Below are 23347 nucleotides of genomic sequence, written 5' to 3'. Positions count from 1 at the left end.
TTAATGCACTATCCCATTAAAAAACGCAACCTGATGAAGTTAACCCCCGGAATTGGACAAAGATTCCAATTGAAGTGCAACAAAAAAGATAGACATTTATCAAATTAATTGATCCCTAATACACGATTTCGATATTTTACCGGAGTCGTGTATTTAAGTTTATTGGATCTTCTAATATTGTTGAACCAGTAAACATATTACGTATCTGCTTCAATTCTGTTTCTGAACTGATTTTAAGTCGATTTAAGCATTCACGCTTCATTAAGTTGAAAATTATCTCTCCTAGTGCATTGTCATGGCAGTTGCCTTTTCTGGACATACTTTGAACAATATTCATTTCTTTAAGCTTGGATGATAACCAGCATGCCGATAGAAAGCATTGATCTGGATGTAAAATCGGTTGAGCATCTTGCGGTAATTTAGTTGCCGAGTTCATCCAGCATGTTATAAACCATTCGACATTGGGCAACAAACTTGCCTGACAAGCTAATATTTCTAATGAAGCCTCATCAATCACTGGTGAAATATATATCTTTTTCCCAGCAGTCAGTTTATATTCGGTAACATCAGTATGCAGTACATGATATGGTCCAGTTTCATCAAATTTCTGTTGGAGTAAGTTTCCCTTAATCATGCCCATTGGCCTCGCATAGGAACTATAGCGTGCAGTATGCTTACTATATTAGGATGTTTGCAATTACGAACAAATAATTTCACAAAACAAGAACTATTTTAAACAAATTATTTTATCGAACAAGCCTGTCATTTCTTTAGTCATATTATGTCCAATAAAAATTAGTGTGGTATTTTTTAAGTTACATAAATTCTTCATAATATCCAATGCTCCATTTCTATCAATCGCACTAGTTCCTTCATCAATTAGAAAAAAACAATTTTTATGAATTAACAATCTAGCTAATACAATCTTCTGACTTTGACCACCCGAAACATTTTTGTAATTAGCATCAATATTACTATATACTCCAAGAGGCAAATGCATTATGTCATTTTTAAGATCTACCTCATTTAATACATAATTAATTTTATAATCTAATTTATCATCAAACATTGTAATATTATTGGCAATTGTTGTGGGAAATATAACTGGTTCTTGAGGCATATAACCAATTTGCAAATAATTTGGTTCTAAAACATTATTATTTTTATCAAAATACACGATTTTACCACTTTCAGGTTTTACTTCGTTTAGTATCACTTTAAACAACGTTGTCTTTCCCTTACCACTAGCGCCTGTTAAAAGAACCTTTTCACCTGGTATTATTTTTATATCTGGAAAACTTATTTCTGTATTGTTACTAAATTTAACGGTCAAATTTTTTGTCATAAGCCCAAATGGTAAATTTTTATTTACCATTTGGGCATTAATTTTACTTACTTTCTTTTGGCTTCTCAATATTATTAATTGGTTTCTTAAATTTTTTGTTCCCTTAATCTGTACCAACAAATCTGCTATTCCCATCATAGAACCAAATAAGTTCCAATTAAAATCATCAATGCTTGCAAGCAACCCAAACGGAGTAATCTTTAACTTTATCAAAATTCCTACTAATAAATATAATAGACAATTACTAATTGAATATATAGATTCATTCAATAATTCTGATATATTATCAACTGAAGATTTCTTTATTTTTGCATTTTCTAATTTACTAGATGACTTATTCAACAAAAATAGCATTTTACTTACAGAAAAATACTGTTTTACTTCAATCAGCCCACTTAGCCAGTCAATTATCGTTTTTAAATAAAATTTATTTTTAGCAGATACATTACTAGATGCACCTTCCAAAAATTTATCCATAATCTTAGGTAAAAATATTTGAGCCATTGATATAACAATTGAAAGTAAAAATATTGTCCAATGAAAAGTAAACAGAACCCCTACTGTTAATACCAGTAGCACTATATAATAAACTAGCATTCTAATTGGCTCTACGTAATTATCCATTAACAGATTAAGATCATTAATCATTTTATTTTGAACAGAAGAAACCTTGTCATCGCTTATGCCAGTAAAGTAAATATTGGCTAATTCCTTCCTTATATGACATAAATATTCATATCCATTTTTTTGCCAAAAATATTTTCCAATAATACTTAAAAAATACGCAATTAATAAAGACGTACCTTGTAAAAATACATAAAATAAAAATTTAATTATATCCCCACGTCGAACAGCTGTAAAACTCAATGTTAAGAAATAACTTGCTGCCGTATTTAATAAAGCATTCATTGAATAAAATAATATTACTATGTAAAATATGATTGGATTAAATTTTATCAATTCTTTTATAGTCATACTTTTTTCCTTCATCTAAATTTATTTCATAATTAAATTTGTATTTTTGCTGTACTGATAAATTATGTGCAACCATTATTACAATTTGGTGTCTAGACAGAATATTATTCAAGATTAATTCCATACCTTTTTTATCAACTGCACTCAACGGTTCATCTAGCAATAAAACGGGTTTTTCAATGAATAAGCTACGAGCTAAAATTATTTTTTGTTTTTGCCCACCCGATAATGTATTATTTTCTGGATCTATTACTTCATCTAATCCTGCAGAAAAATTATTAATATCCTGCATTAAATCAGATTCTACAATTGCTTGCCTTATTCTTTCATAAGAAAAATTTTTAAACATTGTAATATTTTCAAGTATAGTCCCCGGAAACAATGTTCCACTCTGCTTTAAGTAGTCAATAATTTGAAAATTTGCTTCAACTTTATTACCATCTAAATTTTCAAATGAGATTTCGCCGTTTTCAAGCTCTATTAACCCTAATATTAATTTTAATAAGGTTGACTTACCCATTCCACTTTTACCAGTCAATAAAACTTTATCATTCTGATGAACAACAAAATTAGGATACTTTATAGTCTTACCATTACCAAATTTAGCTGATACATCATGCAGAGTTATTTTTTTAATTTCTTGTCTTTTACACTTATTTATCAATGTAATGTCATAGTTTTTATAAAGTATTTTATTACGTAAAGTTTTTGTAGAAGTTATTACTGTAAGATTATTTATGATATCCATCAGGGTATTAAATATACCGTTTGAAAAATAACCTGCAGAAATCACCATTCCAATTTGTATTTCACCTTTAAAATAAAGTATTCCTGAAATAAGTGGTATGCCAATACGTCCTAATACGTCTATAATAGATTGGCATAGTTGTGATATTGTCAAAGTTTTTTGTTGTCTTATTTGAACATTTTTTAATTCTACACTTTTATTGTTAATAACTTTTGAAAATATTTTTTCACCAGAATATCTACGTAACTCTTTTAATCCTCTAACCCAATTTTTTAGTAAGGTATAAAAACTATTATTTTTATTTTCTATTAATTTTATAGCTAACTTGTTACTCTTAAGAAAAACTTTTGTTACTGCAAGACTTAATAATGAAACTATTATGGAATAAAATACTAAAATCCAATGAAATGAAAAAAGCGTACCTATTATCATTATCAAATAAAAAAGATCAGTTAATAAATTATAAAAATTTTTAAAATAATCATTTTCTAAAATTTCAATATCATTCGTTAGCACATTCTCACATTCTGAAACTTCTATTTCTTTATTTAAAATAAAATGTTTTAATAGTGTAGCTCTGCTTCTATGAAAAAGAAATTGCGTTTGTTTATCAAATAAATATACTGAAAGTTTGTCAAATATGGTATGCACAGTATTTATAATTAATTGACACGCAAGTAAAACTCCATAAAGCAAAAACTCACCTTTAAACACCGCATTAGCTTGCGGGGTTAACAAATAGGTTCCTGCAACATCAAGTACCTGACAACATATCATTAAAAAAATAATTAACAATGCCTTAATAGGATTTATTTTAAACCATTTTGCCATTACTTATTCGTCTCCTCAATTTCGTGAATTTTTTTTTGCAAAATTGTTATTTCCCTAATACTTGCGTTTTCATTCATCATCATTTCATCCAATTTATATTTCAAAAGTCTTAATTGATTATTTTTATTTTCATTATGTGATTCATATACTTTTTTGAAATTCTTTTCTGTAGTGCTAGTTAAAACTTTTTGACGAATAATCCAACTAGTTACATTTAATTGATCTATAAAAGTTTTATCGTGAGAAATTACAATGATTGCAAACGGATACTCATTAATAAACCGTGCTAAAGAGTTTATAGAACTAATATCAAGATAATTAGTCGGCTCATCCAATAAAAGAAAATTATGCTTACTCGTGAGTATCTTTGCTAATTGAAAACAAACTAATTGTCCACCGCTTAAATTTTTTATTTGTGAATTTCTATTATTAATAAGACTTAAATCTCCAAGCAATTGCATTGTTTCCCTATTATCAAACATAGTAGACTGCATAAGAGAAGTAATGACAGTGTCATTACTTTGATTTTTTATTAAAGATATATCTTGATTAAAATAGCCCATTTTTAAACTTGAAGAAAAATATCCTTTTGCCGTTTTATCAAAAATACTTTTAACAAAAGTTGATTTACCCGTTTTATTTTGTCCAGCAAGACTTATTTTTTGATTGTTAGTAACAATTAATGGTTGTTTTATAGTAAACAATTCAACTTTTTGTATACTAATTATTTGTGGTTCAATTCGTAGAAGAGTACTACCATTTTTAAAATTTGGACCATTAATAACATTTTTAAAAGTTATGGCCTTATGAACGTAGGGCTTGACCATATTTTTATCAATATCTTTTATTTTATTTTCTAACCTTACTTTCTTCTTAAAAATAGATTTTTCACTCTTTTCTTTATTTGACTTCTGTCCCTTCCAATCTGACCAAGAAATACTAGGCTTTTTATGCTTAAATGAATGTCCATCATTTACTTTATAATTCAATGCTTCTTTTAACTTTTTTATCCGTTTATTCTCTGTTGTATACCTAGCATTTTTTCTTTTTTCTTTTTTCTTTTCAAGTTCTTCAAATTCACCATATTTCCCCTTAAATGCTTTGATATTTTTATTCTCTACATACCAAATTGTATTGCAAATACTGTTTAAAAAGTTTTGATCATGGCTAATTATCAAACATGAACCATTAAAATTATTAATGGTATTTATAAGCCATTTTTGTTGAGAAAAATCCAAATTCGATGTTGGTTCATCCAAAATTAGTAACGGATATTTCTTGTTCTTTAAAGATAATATTTTTGCTCTTATTTCTAGCTTTTCCTTTTCTCCACCACTCATATTGACCTGATCAAGTATTTGCTGAACATATTCAATTGAACAATTCCTTATAACCTTACCTTCAACATAAATATCATTTGTTAATAAATTATTTTTGTTGCTAATAATTTTTGCTAATGTAGTTTTACCGACACCATTTTTACCTATAAACCCTATTTTCTGTTTATCAGAAATATTTAGATTATTTATTTTTATTAGTATTTTCCCTTTATAGCAAATTTTTGTATTTACTATTTTAACTAACTCCATATAGCATGTCTCTTTCCTTCGGATAATTAAATTCAAAAAGCTAAAATATCTGTCCAATGCATATTACTATTACTAATAACTGTCATTAATGTCATAATCACACCTGTAGATCCAGTCAACATGCTTATATCTGCTTCACTTATTTTGAAGGACGGTGGTAAAAAATTATAATTATAAAATCTATACTTATATTTTTTACTACATTTATTATAAATTTCCTCTTCTAGTTCTGTTTTTACTTGTATTAATTCATCAGATGAAACCATTTGTCCCATATTATTAACACATAATAATGCTCCAGCTAGACCATGACAAACCGTCGCAGAATCCATGTTCCAACTATTAATATTAGTTTTTTTTAGGGTTCTAATGCTTTCTATAGCCATATTTTTTGCATTATTATTATTATTTAATTCGCATGCTTTATAAAGCTGCATTGCTATACTCATAGATCCATAACACCAACTTGGTCTAATAGGATATAATTCTATTATTCCTGAAGCAAGTTCTTTTCTTCTTGGCCAAATAATTTTTTTATCCATCAAAACAGAGTTATTTACATAGTTATTAATAATAAAGTCTCTAGCTTCATAAATGTTTTTGTAATAAAAGCCTTTAGCCAATACTTTCGTCAGTACAGAAAGTGGTCCCGCCATACCATGCGATAAACTAAAATTAATTGCATTTTTTTCAAATATATTGTTTGAAAAAATATGTTTTACCGGAATCATTAACTGAGTAGACAGTATTACATCAATCAAATTTTTTACTAAGTTATCAAATGTATTTGTTTTTTTCTTGTATAACTCAGTAGACAAAAAGTAATTAATTATAGCAGACAACCCATCAAATATATCATAATCACATTCATACAAGCCTTCTTTTCTTATATCATAATTGATTTTTTTTGATATTCTTGTACAAAATTGACATATACACTATCAAATTTTGATATCATAAAATTAAATCGCTTACTATTAATTCTCGAAAAAGTCCATATTTATCTGTAAATTTTTCGGTATATTTTCGTATACTCTCAAATCGTATATAATCTGGAGTGACTTTTTCTAAAAAGTTAAAAAGGTCTGTAAGTTGATTTAGTAAGCTAATTTCAATCTTTGGACAATTCTGATTTGAAAATAAATCAATTTTTAAGTAATTTTTGGATTCTTGTATTGCTTTCATCTGACTATTTATTTTTTCAAGTAAAGAAACCCCGTTTCCTACACGTGTTCTCTCGTATGACATCATTTCATTTTTTATAGTATTTAAATCATATAACAATTTTGACTCATCAGGTAGTGACTCTAACTTTACCAACAGTTTCTCAAAATAATCTTCATTTACACCACTTATTGATACATCGGTTAACATAAACTCCTTACTTATTAATTTTTGTATCAGTTGAATAATGTCCTCACTATAATTAGATAATCCCAAAGTGTTAATTATATATTCCACTGCATTAACACCTTTAATAGGCTTTTTAGTCGTTTCATAAATACAGCATATAAGTTTAGATTTATGAATTTTATATTGAAAATTATTAGAACTAGTACTTCTGTACAACAACTTAAAATATTTTCCATCATCAATAGCAAGTTGATTCCAGCATATATTCATATTAAGAATATTCTTAGGATTATTTTCAATACGTGTTATAACTTTGTACAGCCACTCAGAGTCTGGTTTTATAGCTTTTTTGAACATTCTAGTTTTAGAATACCCATTGCCGTAACAACTTGACAACGAAACAGATGAAAAAAGACCAAAAGGAGTAGCTCTATAACGCATTCTATTTATATAATTATTCAGTGTCCTTATCACTTTTTTGCTTTTTAGACTAGTTTCAGAGTCATAACATATTTTATGATATAAACTGGGATTACTACATAAAAGTAATTCTTTAAAAGGTGGCTTTTTTAGAAATTTTTTTAAATAGTTAACGTTATGATCAATATATATTAAACATTTATCATCCTTAGGAAAAAAAGTTTGTCTAACCATTACATTATCTTCGATTTTAAATTTTTTCATATTTTATCCTGTAAAACAAAAATAACAAAAAGTTCGATTTTGTATTCTTAGAAATCGAACTTTTTGTTACTACAATTGTGTAATACTAATTAGCAATACATACTTTAATTAGCAAAAGCCATTGGTGACACCTGAATGTCTTCTATGATTGCTTCCACCACTTAAAAAAACATCTTGTTCAATCAATTCTTCTTCCAAATCGAATAATTCTAATTTTTTGTTACTTCCTGACTGTGTTCTTTCCATTTTTATCACCTCATAATATATACTTTAAACAAAGTAATAACATTAAACTTAAAAGCTTAAATATTTAAATTATATTTATAATAAAACAAAAATAATAAAAAGTAAATAAAGTAAATATTAATTTAGCATTTTGATTTTACATATTTTTATAAAAAATTAATAATTTTTGTGTCGCTTATAGTAAATTTATTACCCATAAACACTTGTAGATTCATATACAATGTAAATTAGCTTTTTTCTTTGGCATCCTTATCTTCCAAAATATACTTACTATCAATCACTGAATTACCAATTTCATTATTTTCGAAATAATAAGTTGGCTTATTTAGGTATCGCTTTAAAGAAAAGTTCCAAACATTTAAGCTGCTAGATACCCTACTCTGATACCATTCTTTTTGCATTTGCTTAATTCGTTCCTCAGATTGCTCTTTATTAAGTTCTTCAACACTCTTTTTAAGATTCTGCATATTTTTATTCGATAGCAATGTCACGAAAGTTCCACTCTCATCTTGATACAAGAATGTAAATGTATCAAAGAATAATAAAGAATACCCATTGATAATGGCTCGCCCACATGCCAGAAAAAATCCTGCTAATGTCGCAAGCAGATTCCCCTGGGAAATTGGAAAGCTAGAACCTAAATATCGAATAAAAATTGATAATGGAATCGATCTATCTAGCGACGGTGGTCGTTTCTGAATTTTCTCTGGTAAAATATCAAACAGAAAATACCTAGCAGGTGTATACATCCCTATTATTAAGAATAATAGTACATTGCCCGTTCTAGTAAAAAAGATAATATCAATTATAAAAACCAACCAACAAGACAAAGTTACTACCCGATTTATCCAGCCAAAGACAACGGAAATATGTGAATCTTCACGATTTAAGTGTATCTTCTTCATATCGTATTGCCCTTCTGAATTATAAACTAGTAAAGTCTAAGCCATCAATTGATTGATGAGCCGGATGTGTAGCTGTGTAGTTATGTAGATTTTGCTCAGTCGGATGTAACATATCGTTTAGATAGAAGTTAAATTCAAGTCGTTGATTCGAATTATCAACATGTGTTCTAAGTGTATCACGAATTTCTCTTTCACTTTGCTTAGTTAGTGGATCACGTGAGAATATCATTGGATCACGTGAAATATCAGGACTTAGACCATTACCTGTATCGACTAGCGGAATGCTGTACTGCTGTCCAGAAGAATGAGTTCCTAAAATACTGTCTGATGTAACATCTGAAACTTGCTTGTATAAACCATCACGTTTATCTTTACCAACAATGACACCTTCATTGCCATCTGAGTAATATTTATAGTCTGAATAATTATCGCCTAGTTTATCAAGAGTAATTGGAGTGGAATCATAATTTGAACGCTCTAATTCTGGTGCTTGACGCATTGTTCGATAGTCTGACATATCAACATTAGATGCTTGCGTTGGTGCTGAAAAACCACCAAGCATTTGACTTAAATCAGGACCACCGTTGCTGTATGCACGACTTACTTTGTAATCACCAACTTGACTAAACGGCTGCTCAACTCTGTGAGTATTATTATCAAATTTTGGTCCAATAGTTCCGTCTGGCGAAACATCTAAGTTTTGAATAATAGAATCACCACCGATTAAACCCGGATCTCCTTCACCGTAATTTCCAACAAGCTGATATGAACCATCACCCATCTTAGCTCGTACATAAGAGCCATTGTTGCTAGTAACTAATTGTAAATCGCCGGCTGAAATTCCAGAACCACTTGTGTAGTTAGTATCATCAGTAATAACATTTGAAGATAGCTCGTCAATTGCAGCTTGTGGTGAGATACCTGACGGCCCCCAAGTTTTATTAAAGTCTGCAATCCTTGTTGAAGCAATATAGTCGTTAGGTGTTACCTCCGATGCATTGCCATATCCCATAGGATTACTAGTTCTAGAAGATCCACCTCTACCAAATGAGCCAAATATATTTCTTGTGCTTAATGCATTGCTAGCAGCAGCAAATCGGTCATAATCGTTATTCAAGTCAGCTTGATTGCGTTGATAATCTGCATAAGTATCAGCTAGACTTGAACGAACATTTTCTAATCGTTCATTCGCCTGTGCATTGTTTAGATAGTTCTTAAAACCTTCTGCTGTAAATGGCTCTTTGGCATTACCACCGATCATTGTTGATGGATTAGCATCCTCTTTATAAACTTGTCCTAAATCATAAGCAGAAATCGGCTTGACGTTTTCTTTAGAATTACCTGCATTATTGATTGAATAGGCTGCTTGTTTATTAAGTTGATCATTAAGACCATAATTCAAAGTTTGTAGCGGTACATCTGAACCTTCAATATTAGTTTTCGAAACTAAAGCTTGTCCTAGCACTCGATTAATTGCCGACATTACTGCCCTTTGAGCTGTATTTGATACTCCAGCAGCCTGCATTCTCTGAGAAAGGTCATTCTTGTATATCTCTTTGTTGACCATACTACTTCCAAATGCAGAATTATCAGTCTGATTAGGCATTGTAAATACCTTACCGTCTGAATGAATTGCCGCTTCTTGTCGAGCAGCAGTCATAGCAGCAGCTTCACCCTGTCGATATTGAGCTGACTTGATCCACGTATCTTGATCTGAGTAGCCATTTTGAGCAAATTTATCGCTATTCAGTTGCGCGTATTTAATCTTTGCAGCATTTGCAGCATTATTAATTGCATCACCATCAAAACGTGACTTTTCAGCACCAGTCGTGGCTGCACCAGCTGTGGCCAATGATTTTTGGAATTGATCTGCTTGACCAGCTTCTGAGTTCATCTTACTTGCTTCACTGCCCAGGGCTTCCTTAGATACCTTGGCAAGTTTAGATGCATTACTATAAGAGCCATCAGTTTGTTTACGTGCATCGGCTTGAGCCATTCTGGTAGCTAACTCTCCATCTTTAGACATATCTTGTAAATGACGCTTTTGTTCACGTAGTTCAGAAAGTTTGCTTGATTTTTCATCAGCACTGATATTGCCTTTTGCGTAAGCATCCTTAATAGCCTGCTCTTTAGCATTAATGTTATCTATGTTCTTATCAATTGCAGAATGACCATTATCAGCATCTTTAATTGCCTTATTCTGATCCGCAAGTGATTGGCCAGTCTTAGCATTTGCTTGATTGACCTTGTCAGTGGCTAATTCGCTGTTTGGTTTAGTTGTAAAAGCATTCTTAGCCTTTCTTAACTGCCTCAATCCAAGAACTGCAAGTGGCTTATTCGCCAACTTAGCCGCACGTTCTCCAATTGCTCCTCCAGCTGCACTTGCTGCTAACATTGCAGCTGGATCATCTAAACCAGAACCAGCAGCAAGTCCCATTAATCGACCTGCGCCTGGGCCAACAATACCATTCATTTTTGCTAGGGATGATCGAAGCGGTTTACGCTTAGCCAAACTGTTCTTAAAGTCGCTGCCAAAACCAGATTTCATATTATCTTTGAAGTCTTTAAGAGTATTTGCTCCTTTTGCTGCGGCCTTAACGCCATCTTTTGCTGCACCTAAAGCACCTTTAGTCGCACCTAAGGCAAGACCAGCTGGGGCCATAGCTACTGCACCTAATGCAGCACCACCTACCATAGCACCTGCCTTAAGCGTTCTAGATGTGCTTTGATGAATGTTATCAAGCATATTAGTGCTGATTCCAAACAATTCAGCCAATGATTTCGACAATGGATGGAATAAAATTACGATAATAAAACCAACAACCAAAACTTCAAAAACCGATGCACCACTAGAAGTTTGTGATGGGCCTTGACCCGCTAGTCCTAAAGTAATTGAATTCAAGAACTGTTTACCTGGATTAGATTTTTGCCAGTTGATCATATTAGCAATCTGTTGCGAAGTTTCACCAGTAATTCGTCCATTGTTCCAATCCATAAACATTGCCATAAATGTGATTGTTAACGCATGAATACACTGGATAAAGACCGTACCGCAGAAGTCGCGTAACCAGGCAACAGTTCTGCTCTTACTCCAATCTAGCGACCATAAAGACATAAATACTGGTCCAATTGAAACTAAAACTGTGAAAGCAATGGCTCTAACAAAGTAATAGTATTTCACATATACCGCTAAACTGATGTAAGCAAGTAGATAAATTATTTCGAAAATTACCCCTGCAAAGTCTGAGCCACCTAATAGCATCCCACTAGAAACAGCATTAATAGTAGTTTTATCAAAGCCCAGCTTAAGCGCCGTTTGAAAAATTGATTCATTAGCACCAGACGGCGTAACAGATTCCATAAATTTGGCGAAGCCCAGTAAAAATCCACCGTCTATTTGTAAAACCATATTTACAAAAGTCGGAAAAGCAGCTACTCCAACAACAGCAATTAGTGTATCGACAATATTTTGATACCAACGTACTCTTGACCGAACTGGATCAATAACTTGACCGTAACCCATTCGCATAGTTGAAATAACTAATGCAATTGTAATCAATGCAGTCCCCAAAGCTATCATTGCTGGCTGCAACCAATTAGATACTTGCTCCATTGAAGAGTAGTCTGATGAAACAGGATAAATTAGCGTCAACGGATTACTTTGAATATCAGTTGCTAATTGTGAAGAACTAGTTTCGCCAGCAAAGATTGAAGCTCCTGCTCCATTCTTTTCAAGCCAGGAACCAATCGAACTTGACCAAAAGGCATTCATTAAAGCTCGACCAATTTTACCCCAAAGGGTCGTTGGCGTTGGCATCTCTCCTTTGGCCAACATTTTTTCAACATCTTCGGCCGTGGTCTTTTTGTCACCTTGAGCTGATTCAGCATAGTCTTCTTTATAAGTCTTATCTGCTTTTTGAGCCTTATCTTTAGCCGTACCAGTCGCATACTTATTTAATGCAGCGTCAAGTGCTTTATACCATTTATCCGATCCTTTAGTACCACCATATTTAGCTAGATAAGCATTAACCTTTTTAGCCGCTGAAGATGTCAAAGATTTTTGAGCATCAAGCAAATTACTAGTGTATTTATTCCACGCACTCTTTTCCTGACTAGCTTGCTTATTAGCTCTACCCCATTTGTCCTTGTTTTGCTGTCCAGCATTATCAGTTTGCTTATTCTTTTTATTAACATAATCTGTAACAGCTTTTAATAGGGCCGTATCACTTTTATATGCTTTTGGATCAATATTGAGTGATTTAGCATAATTATACAAGCCTTTATCTTCAACCTTACTACCATTTCCGGTACCATTACCATGTAATTGCGATGAGCTAAGTTTTCCCTTTTGTTTAGACCATTTATTTAATGTATCGGCATTCGTTCCCCAACCGCTACTGTTGAAATGATTACCAAATTGTGTAAAGTTACCCTTGATAGTATCCCAGCCTTCATCCCAATACTCTTTCCAAGTATTAGGATTATTCCATTGAATATTACCGTGACTATCCGTTACATTTAAATGCGTGTTTTTCTTTGATGCCCAGGCTGAAAAACCAATCAAAAATACAGATACCATAAAGACGACTGTAATAGAACCTAACCATGCAGATATTTTTAAGAAAAGCTTTCCAATGCTTTTTGGCTTTTTATCCTTACTTTTTTTGTTTTTGGACACAATTTTTCATCCCCTAACCAATTGCTTTGTTAATTGAATTAATCGCATTTCTATTTTCTCTAGCCTGGCCAACAGCACGATTAGATTCCACAAATTTCATTTCTTTGGCACTTGGATTAGTTCTGATCCAAATATTTTCTCCTTCTGAACTCAAAATACCTTCACCAGGCTCTGGATTACCTGTCAAAATATCAAGCGCTCCGTCCGGTAAATCAGTAGTTTCCTTCATTAATTTTCTATGTTCCGGCTTAGTTGCTAAAACATACATAAATTCCGAGTTAGTAACTAAAGCCTTCGCTTTAGGATTACCTTGGAAACGTTCAATATCCTGAGTTAACCAAGTTATGCTACCGTTTCGTTTACGATCACGTCTAACAATTGTTTCAAAGAATGATGACATTTCTGGATCATCAATAAACTGTAAAATTTCATCGGCATCCAAAACTTTTTTAACCATTGCTTTAGATGGGTTCTTCATCCAACGTTCCCATAAATATTGAGTAATTACATAGTAAGCCACTCTTTTGAGTGAACCGTCCAGCTGCGAAATATTGAAGTTTACATATTTATAATCATTAAGCAACTTTGAGCGTCCTCTACCAAAGAAAGTTTGGCCATCAAAAATTGGGCGTTTACCGTCACGTAGATACAGTTTTAGTGCATCGAGTAATCTGCCAACTTTACTATCTACTTCTCCATCGTCATTGCGATTTTGCAATTCCAATTTGGTATATATATCAGTTAAAGTAGGTTCTGGCTTTGGTAGTCTATCTTGGTAAACTTCGTCTACCATACCTGCCTTGTCCTCAAATAAACTATTTGGATCAGATGTTATACCTAAATCATCAACCACGGCATTGACTGCATCTTCTAAACGCTTTTCTTCCCCAACGCTCATCTTAGATTCACTTTCGTTACTTGTAAGAATAACGTTAACGAATCCTTTAACATTGGCCAACATTTGCGAAACATTAACTTGTTGAACATACTTTGAACCATCTTCATGCGTGGTAATTACTTTATGCGTATCATCTCGTAATTGGATTTGCTCTTCCATCTCTTCCATAGAAAGTTGATTACCACTAGCATCAGTCATCGTTTCTTCTTCAAGCGGATTCTCAAATAAAGATAGCGCACACGGATTGATAACAAAATCAGCATCCCCCGTGATAGTCAGGTTTAGTTGATTTAATCTTTTAGCCAACAAAACATACTCACCATCAGGATCAATTGAGCGATGCTCAAAACCTAGAATGGTGATTTCCCTAGCCATTTTTAATTTATTTGATGCGGACTTACCACCACCAGCTTCTCCAACGATTCCCATATTGTAGTTGATTGGTCTATGCGTTTCTGTACCAAAAATATTTAAAAATTCGATGTTATGTGAAGGCGTAGCTTGATTGTTACCAAAGGGGATGCCCCCATTAAAGCGGCCAGCAGCATTTCTTGCAACATCCATAACAGACAAAGCCTTTCGGTCAACGTTTCTGTAAGTATCATCTAAATAACTTAATCTTGCTCCTATTGGTAAAGTTGTCAGGTACCCACTCTTTTGCCGTTTTGCATATGGTGTAACCGAAACACCTTCATTAGCCAGTAAGTCAGCGACTACACCGAAGTTCTTATTAACTTCACGATCACTCGTACCGTACACAATCAAACTAATCACAACATCATACATTCGATTTTCATCAAATTGAATCTCATCTAAGAAGTTATCAATGTCGTTATATTTTGAGATATTATCTCTTAATTGAAACGTTTGCCCTTTTTGATTTTGATAATCAGCGTTGGCTTGAATAGTCGTCAGCATATTAGATAAATCACGCATAGTTGATCTACGCTCTCTAGGAACAATATCTAAAGTTAGATCAACATTACCTTGAGCCAAAACTTCTTGGAAGATTTGAGTGTTAAGCATTCGTGGATAGCCGGAAGGTGGAACGTAAGCTGCAATACCGTATGTTTTTGATTTCATATTTTCGCGCATTACGAATTCATCTTGCATTAGATCATCAGTTGACCAATAGGATGGCCCAAGTACATTTAAGAGTGATGGCTGTCCTAATACGGAACTAGGTGCATTTCTATTTTTCTCATACTCATCTTCGGCTTGCTCATATTCATCTGATTCTTCATCTTGTGCTAAATTAACGTAATCATCATCTTCTTGCTCATCATATTCAGTTTGTTCGTAAGTATCATCTACAAACTCTTCTTCATTTCGACCTCTAAATAAGGATTTTAAACTCATTGCAGTACCTATTTTCTAATTTAAATCATTTAACTCATCAATGTTAAAGGCACTTGATACATCATCATTTGTGTCATTATCATCAGTTGCAGTTGTTTGGTAATAATCTTTGCCTTTAGCTAATAAAGCTTCATTTTTCGCTTTTTGTTCTTTTAGCAAAATATCACGCGCGTGATTGATAGCTTCAGTTTCAATATGAATACGTTGTTGTACATCTTTAAAGTATTTATCAGATTGAAGCGAACTTGAAAACATCTGATAACGTTGCAATTTGACAATATCTTCAAATCGCATTTTCACTGACGATTCACGATTGAATGACTTATACAAAACTTCTAGTAGACCAAACGATGCTAATGGTGCTAATGCATGATCCGCACGTCTAAGCAGGCCATTAGCTCGGTCAATTTGCCGAAACAGCTTTTCAGCTGCTTTTTCATATATCTGTTCTTCTAAAACTTCTGGACTATCGCCATAAACTTCATCGGGTTCGATTACAGCCATAAATTGTAAATAAGCTTTATTTTCAAAACGATCAGTTTGTCTCTGATAATTTAAAGTATCTTCGATCACTTCGGATGCATAGTCTTTCATTTGTGGGTTAGAACCAATGATCCGTTGAGAATTTTCCTTAAGTTGATTTAAAAAGTCAGTCATTTCAACTCTTTGACTTTGGGATGTAATTTTTAGTGGTTCTCTGACCCCATTGAAGAAAACTTCCATAATTGCATTTTGTTGCGCCAGTTCATCATCCGTCTTCAAATAAGGATTAGATTGTTGCATTTCTGCCAGGGCGATAAACATCCTCGAATTGTTACCAGTTTCGTATTCAATCATTCCATCTCGAATATCAATGATCCCAGCTTCTTGTAACAAATCCTCCCAACTATTCCAATCATCGTAAGTCAAATCATCTTCATAAACGGGCTTTTCTGCTGTCTCGTCGATAACCTCCTCGTCATCTTCTTCATCTTCAATTTCTTGACCCGCACGGTCTCTCGGTGTCATATCAAAATCTGAATTTTGTGAATGACGATAAATAATAATCACTACCACAATTACCGCAATCATTACCACGGCCAAAGATATAAATAATAAAATTTTAACCACCTCTTCTATTTTTAGAAAACAACGTTAAAGCAAACAGTCAACCTGCTCAGGTTGACTGTTTAATTAGCGTTTTTGACTATCTACGTCTTCTTCCACGTTTATTGTTAGAGCCTTTTCTAAAAAGTGTTCTCCAAAAACCATTCTTTTGAATATCGACCGCCAATTGACCTGGTTTCAACATAATTAGTCCAACAGCCCAAACACCAATTGAAACAGCAATAATGATGAATAATTGATTATGAGCCACAAAAATCATGTCAATGAGTAAAGCAATCCAAATAATTGCGATAAAACCAATAATCATGCCAGGTTTATTAGCTATGCTATTCTTTGAATTCAAACGCTTAGTATTTCTATTATTCATAACCATTCCTCCTTCCCTAATTTTTAATCAATTCTTCGTTCAATAACGTATGGCAAGTCAGCATTAACCGGATGACGATGTGGCTGAATATTAACGTAAGTACCAACCTCTCGCCTAGAATAGCGATAATTGATCAGTAACTGTGTACTTTCGTAATAAAGTAAGTCACCTTGTTTATCACGGATCGGTTTAAAGGCAATCACAGCAAACGGAACAACTACTGCAATAAATGCAGTTCCAGCAACAATGATTGCCATACCACCACTCATACTTAGCGCAGTTAAAATATTATTCAAAATTGCAAAAACAATACAACCTAAAATGATTCCAACTGCTGAAATACTAACTTGAAGCCAGGTTGCAAAACCTAAAACCTTTTTTTGTGCACCTGATAGATTAACTATCAATTCTTGCTTATTTCCGCCCATAGTTTTTAAACTCCCTCCCTATACGTTACTTAGCGAAATTTACTGCGTACTGCCATTAGTTGAAATTCCAGTTGCTAAACCAACGATTGATTGGGCATGGATAACTACTAATTCACCGAAAACGATGAAAAATAAACCGACAAGAGAGTTAGTCCTGTTACGTGAATCACCAGTAATTGATGATGCACCGATTTTCATACCACAAATAACTGCGCACAAAATCAAAATAACCGTCGAGAAATCTTGTAATGGAGCTAAAAAACCAAATACAATATCTCCAAAACTCTTACTGCCAGCTGTATCGCCAGAAGTTCTTGACGAAGGGTTGTAAGCAGAAGCAAATGCTGCTACTACTGTGAATTTCATTCCACAATAAGAAGAAATCAATCCTACCCAAAATCTAATTGCTCTAGCATACTTAGCAAAAAATGTTTTATTTTCAGCTTTTGTCGTTAAATCAGACATATTTTTCTCCTTTCTAAAGTATTCACTTCAATGCAAAAAATAAGAGCCACAAAACAGACTATCTCCCTATTGTTAGAAGTAGTTTATTTTGTGGCTCTTTATAAGCCTTAATTATTGTCAAAGGAATTAATGAGTTAATACCTTTTTTGCATATCAGCTAAACTAATCATACCTTGATTTTTCGAATCAGTGGCTCACACTCAAAAACAGCAAAAATGCTAAATTTTTATTTCATCTCGAATCAATACCGCTTTTCCATTAGTTACCATGTTGATCAATTCCTGATCTGTCAAAATAGTCATCCCCACTTGACCAGTTTCAGTAATGACTAACGTGCTATCTTTGTTTAATCGTAAATAAACTTTTAAATCAATCTCTGTTCGTATCCCAAGTCTTAAATTTACTTCCTTGGTTTTTTTAAGAACATTATCTTCAATGGCTTTCGAAGCGCGTTTTAAGTACATATACAGCCATACCTCTTTTCTACATTTGTGAAATAATTATACGATGTATTTTCGAAATGAGCTGCTATCACTCCATATCGGTAAAAATAAAAAAGCTTACTAGAATTATCCAGTAAGCTTATATCAAAATTAACAATATTCTACAAATTTAGCGCACCGATAAAAAGCACGATAATCGAAATAGTAAGAAAACATCCAAACATAGTAATACTCCTCTTTTCTTTTTTTGATTTTCAATTAAATTGTATGCTTTCAAAATAATGTTTTCAGAATTACTCCAAAAAAATCGTAACTTTTTCTACTTTTGAGCACAAAAAAAGCTGGTTCGTATACGAATCAACTTTTTTAACGCTATGCGTGCAATTTAGCAACTTTAACGCTATCTTTTCAAAGAAAATTATACCACATTATCAAATATGGTACACTTGAAAAGCGTGTGATTTTACGTGCCATCTCCTTGAAGGGAGGTGAGACACATGGCAACTTTAATCGCCGCTATCTTTTCAATTGGCTATTTGCTAGGTCAGGTTGCAAAGTTAGTTAATTCTCTAACTACTTTCATCAATGTTCTTCGGAACAAATAGCATTTGGACAGTCGCTTTATAGCGGCTGTTTTTTATACCAAAACAAAAAAAGATGAATCTTTCGATTCACCTCTTTGTTACACTTACAAGTTTTTATTTGAAGAAAAATCACTCCAATTTAATACTTCAAAAATAAATGATTCAAATTGTCTTTTGTAAACATAATAACTAAGTCATTAAATTCCTTCTTGTATTTGCTCATCTTTACCTCCTTTTTCAGCTCTTAAAAAATTGCTCTTGTACGAATTCTTCCATGTTTATTAGTATTTTTCGTTATTGGTACAAGCCTAAAATTACTATCCAAAAATTTTTGAAGATAATCTATAGCACGCTTGAAGTCCCGATAACCGCTCCATTCAATAACTTCTTCGTTAGATCCTGTTCTCTTATACACTTTCTGCGCTAATTTAAAAGTTTCAGCTGTATCACTTTGCCACTCCTTAACTAAATTCGCATTAGTCATAGCATAATCATAAAAATTATAATTATTGGAACGTGGACCAGAAATCAGTCCTTTAATAAGATCGCGAAGTTCAAGTTCCGAAAAGTCCATTCGATTACGTGTATCTGCTGTTCTATGAAAATCTGCTTTAATGGAACTAATCAAATAAGCAAAACCCAACAAATAGGCTTTTGACATATAAGAATAACGAATAAATGGCTTGTCGCGAAAATAGTAAACATCTGTATAATCAGATTTCAATTGATGCGCATCAGACAAAACAATAAATCGTCTGTAATACTCTCTATCAGCCATTTTATAGTAGATAGGTATGCAGTACGTTTGATCGCTTTTACCAAATAAACCTAATTTATTTTGGTCTTCTTCTGATACAAACATTGCTTCCACAACTTTATTCGAACTGGTTTTAACATTCGTTCTATATCCAATAAATGGATACAAAATCTTGGCCGCTTTTAAAAGCTGTCTGTCTGTCCATTCATATGAGTTGTAAATAGCTAATGCTACTTGTTTAAATCTAGAAAAAAGTGAACTATTAGATTGAACTTGTTTATGTTCAACTATCAATTCTTCTTTACCGAACGATCTAATTACTGGTACATCAACTGAAGCTTTCTCGCATAAGTCGAACAAATCAAGTTGACTATAATAAGCTTTCATATTATTTCTCCAAATCAAAAGGGACAATACTACGTATTGTCCCTTCGAATCTCCTCTAAATAACTACTAAAATAGTTGCCTGTAAAACTTAGGTAAGCTAACAACAATTCCAGTTAGAGCTGCCTTATCTTGCTTAAGCTGTGGTAACTTTGTTGCAGCTAATTCCTCTTTACTTGTACTAACAATTAAAGTTGGATCAAACTCTGCTACATACCTGCTTAAAAACGTTCTGATAATAAAATAAATTGCTTGATCTTCGCCCATACCACGTTCCGCATATTTATACGAATATTGCCAAACTAAGTTACTAAAAACATCTACAGTAATAGGCTTTAAACCACCTGATTTTTTAAAACTTAATGTAGCAATTTGGTAGCTCTTTTGATTCATTGAATCTAAAAAGCCACTAAAAACTATGGTTTCAGCTTCTAAACCAAACTTTTCAACTAAAATTTTATATATCGTCTTAATTAAAGCTATTTGATTACTACTAAACGGTTTTAACAGTCCAAAATCAGCGTCTAAGTTTTGATCATAGTCATCAAACTTAGCTCCAACAATCATTGCTTGTGCTACTTCAAGCAGCATATCTTCATCTTCATGCAAGTAATCTAAGTCCATACGACTATAATGATTATTACTACAAAATTCAGGATCATAAGCTTCATCAATTTGATAATCACCAATTTGATAAATTATTCTCTTTCCAACTTCATGTAGCATATGTTTTCTCAAGGAAATTTCATCCCCTAGAAACAAAATGCTTTGTGATAGTCTCACTTTTACCTGAAAATGATGTGCATATGCGTGTGTTAACTCAAAAATGAATTCAACACCTTCTCCAACATCGTTAAACCTAGCAAGATTAGTTGCTACGCTTTTAGGAATGTAAGTTTCTTGAATACCATGCCAAGCTTCTTTTACCTCTTTATATAATTCTCTTTTCAATTTTGTGCCCTATATTAAATCTTGTTCCCCGAATGAAAGATATTTTCCATCAGAAACAATAAAATTATCTATCAAATCAATACCTATTTCTTTTGACAAAACCTGTATACGCTTAACAAATTTAATATCATTTGGTGATGGGTTTAACTTGCCAGATGGATGATTGTGCATCATGAAAAATCCGGCAGCATTACGTTTTAAAACTGTTCTAAAGACTTGTCTTGGCTCTGCAATAGTACTTTCAAGACCACCCTTTGAAACAAGATCATCACCAAGTATACGATTACCATTGTCAAGCGAAACAACGTGTAGTTCTTCATGATCCAAACCACAGTATTTCTCTGCAAAAAAGGCTCCTACATCCGTTGACGTACTTGCCATCTTAGGTAATTTATCCACTTTTTCAGCAAGCTCTTTACGCAAAAATTGTAAATAAACTTGTTTCATATCATCCGATAAATTATTAAACAAAGTGCCTGTCATCAGTTGATCATCTAAATCCGTAAGACTTTTAACGCTAATACCTTGTTTCAATAACTTAAATAGATCTTCTTTTGAAAATACCGATACAAATTTACCAAATTCTACAGTTGCATCTAGATTCATATTTTGTTTGTTCATTATGTTTACTTCTCTTTCTATTACATATTTTGTTTTAATTACTTAATTTACTAGAACAAATTTACTTGTTCCTCTTCGACTGATTCAAGAATCTTAGGCTTTTTCCAATAAGCTGGACACCAGTCTACGCGATAGCCTAATTTCATAATCTTGATTTTCTGTTGATGAGAGATTGGTTCTCCTTCATACAACTCGCCTAGACTTAAAGCATCATTGATAAACATTGGACTATCAAATTCTTTTGCTTTTTGCCAAGCTACTTCCCAAATATTAAGATCAAGTCTTTCGCCAGTGCTTAAAACGTCCTTCAGACCTGTGCCGTCACTGAATATAACTGACATATTAGTTACATCGTCAGTAATTTCGCATCCCAAATTAATAAGCATTGCTTTTAGGTTAGGTAATTGTTGCTGTAATGCCGCTTCATCAGTCATACTCAATAATTCAAAGTCATTTGGATATTTTGGTAACCATTTATCTGGAATTTTTACCATCTTGTTTTCCTCTTTTTTCTTTTACTTATTCTGATTTAAGAACACTTTTGCTGTTTTCATTTGGATATGCGCAGCTGCAATTCATAAAATCATCAGAAACTGCATCGTTACAAAGATTGGCCACTCTAGCACAATACTGCTTGATTGACGGGTCTAATTCATAATCTTCAAGTGTGGCAAGTGCAAACATACCTTTTCGGGTTAATGTATGCAGATAACAACTTGGATTCATTGAATAAGTACCTTCGTAAATAAGTAAGCCATATCTTGACTTGATTAAAGAAATGTCTTCCGCAGCTAAATTCAAATCTACTGACGAAACAATTCCATTAAAGTGATACCTCGTTCCTTCCAAGTCAATGAATCCTTGGTTTTCCAACTTAATATCGTCTTCTAGCTCTTTAATGTAAGTCGCTACATCAATTATGAAAACTTCATAATTATCATTTTTAGATATTGGAATCTGTAGTAACTTTGCAAGATTTATTGTGTCAATTAATTTTGATCTATCAAAATTAATTTCATTTGATACATTCATTTTCTTTTTCCTTTACACACAAAAAAAGAGCAACAAATTTGTTACTCTTTTCCTTAAAATACTTAATTTTATATAGTTTAAACTAAAGCTTTAGTTACAATACTCTTTAAATCACTATTTACTTTATTCAAATTAGTGGATTCAGGCTGTTCGCGCTTTGCTTTACAAGTTTCAAGATAATGATCAATTCCTGCATGAAAGTCACTCTTTAGTTCAGGTAACGAACTTCCTTCATAAGATATAAAGGTGTCGTTCAAACCTAAAACATCTCCAAAAAGAATATCATCTTCTTCAGAATATTCAACAGATCCATAATAATCCTTATATTCTAATAAATTCATAGCTTACCTACCTTTTGTAATACCTGTTTAATTCTTTCTAATTGATACCGCTTTAAATATTTTTGGGGATGCGGCTTGTGTAAATCAATATTAACATTATTATAGCTAAATTGTACACGAGAGCCGCTTGTTTTTCCTTTATTTGATAATTCAAAATCTGAATACAATAATAATTTTTTTGCTTCATCAAACGTAAAGTCTTTGGGCATTTTGTTAAATCTATTCAATAATTTGTAGTATTTATTCATTTGCTTAC

The 23347-nt window shown here is 32.5% G+C and carries 21 protein-coding genes and 1 pseudogene; all 22 read right to left on the bottom strand.

What is annotated here, in order from left to right; translation table 11 throughout:
* Positions 1–104: 104 nt before the first annotated feature.
* Positions 105–682, bottom strand: a pseudogene (locus AAA915_RS03920) (transposase); the annotation flags it as partial.
* Between the two features lie 45 nt (positions 683–727).
* On the bottom strand, positions 728–2320 hold the full coding sequence (locus AAA915_RS03915) for an ATP-binding cassette domain-containing protein (protein WP_294919613.1): 1593 nt from the start codon (positions 2318–2320) through the stop codon (positions 728–730).
* Positions 2292–3899, bottom strand: coding sequence for an ABC transporter ATP-binding protein (locus AAA915_RS03910; RefSeq protein ID WP_294919611.1), 1608 nt, complete (start codon positions 3897–3899; stop codon positions 2292–2294). The genes AAA915_RS03915 and AAA915_RS03910 overlap by 29 nt, the downstream gene beginning before the upstream one ends.
* Positions 3899–5488, bottom strand: a complete 1590-nt coding sequence (locus AAA915_RS03905) for an ATP-binding cassette domain-containing protein (protein ID WP_294919609.1) — start codon at positions 5486–5488, stop codon at positions 3899–3901. Before AAA915_RS03905 ends, AAA915_RS03910 begins: the two co-directional genes overlap by 1 nt.
* A 32-nt stretch (positions 5489–5520) precedes the next feature.
* Positions 5521–6402 carry a lanthionine synthetase LanC family protein gene (locus tag AAA915_RS03900; protein WP_338200249.1) on the bottom strand — a complete coding sequence of 294 codons (882 nt, stop codon included), beginning with the start codon at positions 6400–6402 and terminating at the stop codon, positions 5521–5523.
* A gap of 40 nt (positions 6403–6442) precedes the next feature.
* Positions 6443–7525 carry a lantibiotic dehydratase gene (locus AAA915_RS03895; RefSeq protein WP_338200023.1) on the bottom strand — a complete coding sequence of 361 codons (1083 nt, stop codon included), beginning with the start codon at positions 7523–7525 and terminating at the stop codon, positions 6443–6445.
* A 108-nt stretch (positions 7526–7633) separates the two neighbouring features.
* Positions 7634–7771 (bottom strand): hypothetical protein, encoded by a 138-nt coding sequence (locus tag AAA915_RS03890; protein WP_338200021.1) that lies wholly within the window; start codon positions 7769–7771, stop codon positions 7634–7636.
* A 227-nt stretch (positions 7772–7998) separates the two neighbouring features.
* A complete protein-coding gene (locus tag AAA915_RS03885) occupies positions 7999–8676 on the bottom strand; it encodes a hypothetical protein (protein ID WP_294919601.1) in 678 nt (225 codons plus the stop codon).
* A gap of 19 nt (positions 8677–8695) precedes the next feature.
* Positions 8696–13354, bottom strand: a complete 4659-nt coding sequence (locus AAA915_RS03880; RefSeq protein ID WP_338207473.1) for a type IV secretion system protein — start codon at positions 13352–13354, stop codon at positions 8696–8698.
* A gap of 13 nt (positions 13355–13367) precedes the next feature.
* Positions 13368–15611, bottom strand: a complete 2244-nt coding sequence (locus AAA915_RS03875) for a VirB4 family type IV secretion system protein (RefSeq protein ID WP_294919595.1) — start codon at positions 15609–15611, stop codon at positions 13368–13370.
* A gap of 15 nt (positions 15612–15626) precedes the next feature.
* Entirely contained in the window at positions 15627–16721 is a 1095-nt protein-coding gene (locus AAA915_RS03870) for a hypothetical protein (RefSeq protein ID WP_338200016.1), read from the bottom strand.
* Between the two features lie 76 nt (positions 16722–16797).
* Positions 16798–17085 carry a hypothetical protein gene (locus AAA915_RS03865; RefSeq protein ID WP_294919591.1) on the bottom strand — a complete coding sequence of 96 codons (288 nt, stop codon included), beginning with the start codon at positions 17083–17085 and terminating at the stop codon, positions 16798–16800.
* Between the two features lie 23 nt (positions 17086–17108).
* A complete protein-coding gene (locus tag AAA915_RS03860; RefSeq protein ID WP_294919589.1) occupies positions 17109–17513 on the bottom strand; it encodes a hypothetical protein in 405 nt (134 codons plus the stop codon).
* A gap of 39 nt (positions 17514–17552) precedes the next feature.
* The gene (locus AAA915_RS03855; RefSeq protein WP_338200014.1) at positions 17553–17978 is read right to left on the bottom strand and encodes a hypothetical protein; all 426 of its coding nucleotides are present in this window, start codon (positions 17976–17978) and stop codon (positions 17553–17555) included.
* A gap of 218 nt (positions 17979–18196) precedes the next feature.
* The gene (locus AAA915_RS03850; protein ID WP_294919585.1) at positions 18197–18442 is read right to left on the bottom strand and encodes a hypothetical protein; all 246 of its coding nucleotides are present in this window, start codon (positions 18440–18442) and stop codon (positions 18197–18199) included.
* Positions 18443–19249: 807 nt separating this feature from the next.
* Positions 19250–20149, bottom strand: coding sequence for a hypothetical protein (locus AAA915_RS03845; protein ID WP_294919584.1), 900 nt, complete (start codon positions 20147–20149; stop codon positions 19250–19252).
* Positions 20150–20215: 66 nt separating this feature from the next.
* The gene (locus AAA915_RS03840; RefSeq protein WP_294919583.1) at positions 20216–21097 is read right to left on the bottom strand and encodes a hypothetical protein; all 882 of its coding nucleotides are present in this window, start codon (positions 21095–21097) and stop codon (positions 20216–20218) included.
* A 9-nt stretch (positions 21098–21106) separates the two neighbouring features.
* Positions 21107–21718, bottom strand: a complete 612-nt coding sequence (locus tag AAA915_RS03835; protein WP_294919581.1) for a JAB domain-containing protein — start codon at positions 21716–21718, stop codon at positions 21107–21109.
* A 50-nt stretch (positions 21719–21768) separates the two neighbouring features.
* The gene (locus AAA915_RS03830; RefSeq protein ID WP_294919579.1) at positions 21769–22212 is read right to left on the bottom strand and encodes a hypothetical protein; all 444 of its coding nucleotides are present in this window, start codon (positions 22210–22212) and stop codon (positions 21769–21771) included.
* Positions 22213–22237: 25 nt separating this feature from the next.
* Positions 22238–22750, bottom strand: a complete 513-nt coding sequence (locus AAA915_RS03825) for a hypothetical protein (protein WP_294919577.1) — start codon at positions 22748–22750, stop codon at positions 22238–22240.
* 77 nt (positions 22751–22827) lie between these two features.
* Positions 22828–23091 (bottom strand): hypothetical protein, encoded by a 264-nt coding sequence (locus AAA915_RS03820; protein WP_294919575.1) that lies wholly within the window; start codon positions 23089–23091, stop codon positions 22828–22830.
* A complete protein-coding gene (locus AAA915_RS03815; protein WP_338200008.1) occupies positions 23088–23339 on the bottom strand; it encodes a type II toxin-antitoxin system HicA family toxin in 252 nt (83 codons plus the stop codon). Before AAA915_RS03815 ends, AAA915_RS03820 begins: the two co-directional genes overlap by 4 nt.
* Positions 23340–23347 lie beyond the last annotated feature (8 nt).

The organism is Lactobacillus rizhaonensis (genome assembly GCF_036246345.1).
In the GTDB taxonomy this organism is placed as follows: Bacteria; Bacillota; Bacilli; order Lactobacillales; family Lactobacillaceae; genus Lactobacillus; species Lactobacillus rizhaonensis.
The sequence above is the reverse complement of the archived record's forward strand: the minus strand, read 5'-3'. Positions and strand labels throughout refer to the sequence as shown.

What these genes read in the sequence shown, in the direction of transcription:
- AAA915_RS03860 (WP_294919589.1), bottom strand. Translation starts at nt 17,513, where the DNA reads ATGGGCGGAAATAAGCAAGAATTGATAGTTAATCTATCAGGTGCACAA.
- AAA915_RS03845 (WP_294919584.1), bottom strand. Translation starts at nt 20,149, where the DNA reads ATGAAAGCTTATTATAGTCAACTTGATTTGTTCGACTTATGCGAGAAA.
- AAA915_RS03915 (WP_294919613.1), bottom strand. Translation starts at nt 2,320, where the DNA reads ATGACTATAAAAGAATTGATAAAATTTAATCCAATCATATTTTACATA.
- AAA915_RS03815 (WP_338200008.1), bottom strand. Translation starts at nt 23,339, where the DNA reads ATGAATAAATACTACAAATTATTGAATAGATTTAACAAAATGCCCAAA.
- AAA915_RS03850 (WP_294919585.1), bottom strand. Translation starts at nt 18,442, where the DNA reads ATGTACTTAAAACGCGCTTCGAAAGCCATTGAAGATAATGTTCTTAAA.
- AAA915_RS03835 (WP_294919581.1), bottom strand. Translation starts at nt 21,718, where the DNA reads ATGAACAAACAAAATATGAATCTAGATGCAACTGTAGAATTTGGTAAA.
- AAA915_RS03820 (WP_294919575.1), bottom strand. Translation starts at nt 23,091, where the DNA reads ATGAATTTATTAGAATATAAGGATTATTATGGATCTGTTGAATATTCT.
- AAA915_RS03885 (WP_294919601.1), bottom strand. Translation starts at nt 8,676, where the DNA reads ATGAAGAAGATACACTTAAATCGTGAAGATTCACATATTTCCGTTGTC.
- AAA915_RS03855 (WP_338200014.1), bottom strand. Translation starts at nt 17,978, where the DNA reads ATGTCTGATTTAACGACAAAAGCTGAAAATAAAACATTTTTTGCTAAG.
- AAA915_RS03830 (WP_294919579.1), bottom strand. Translation starts at nt 22,212, where the DNA reads ATGGTAAAAATTCCAGATAAATGGTTACCAAAATATCCAAATGACTTT.
- AAA915_RS03825 (WP_294919577.1), bottom strand. Translation starts at nt 22,750, where the DNA reads ATGAATGTATCAAATGAAATTAATTTTGATAGATCAAAATTAATTGAC.
- AAA915_RS03895 (WP_338200023.1), bottom strand. Translation starts at nt 7,525, where the DNA reads ATGAAAAAATTTAAAATCGAAGATAATGTAATGGTTAGACAAACTTTT.
- AAA915_RS03865 (WP_294919591.1), bottom strand. Translation starts at nt 17,085, where the DNA reads ATGAATAATAGAAATACTAAGCGTTTGAATTCAAAGAATAGCATAGCT.
- AAA915_RS03890 (WP_338200021.1), bottom strand. Translation starts at nt 7,771, where the DNA reads ATGGAAAGAACACAGTCAGGAAGTAACAAAAAATTAGAATTATTCGAT.
- AAA915_RS03905 (WP_294919609.1), bottom strand. Translation starts at nt 5,488, where the DNA reads ATGGAGTTAGTTAAAATAGTAAATACAAAAATTTGCTATAAAGGGAAA.
- AAA915_RS03875 (WP_294919595.1), bottom strand. Translation starts at nt 15,611, where the DNA reads ATGAGTTTAAAATCCTTATTTAGAGGTCGAAATGAAGAAGAGTTTGTA.
- AAA915_RS03910 (WP_294919611.1), bottom strand. Translation starts at nt 3,899, where the DNA reads ATGGCAAAATGGTTTAAAATAAATCCTATTAAGGCATTGTTAATTATT.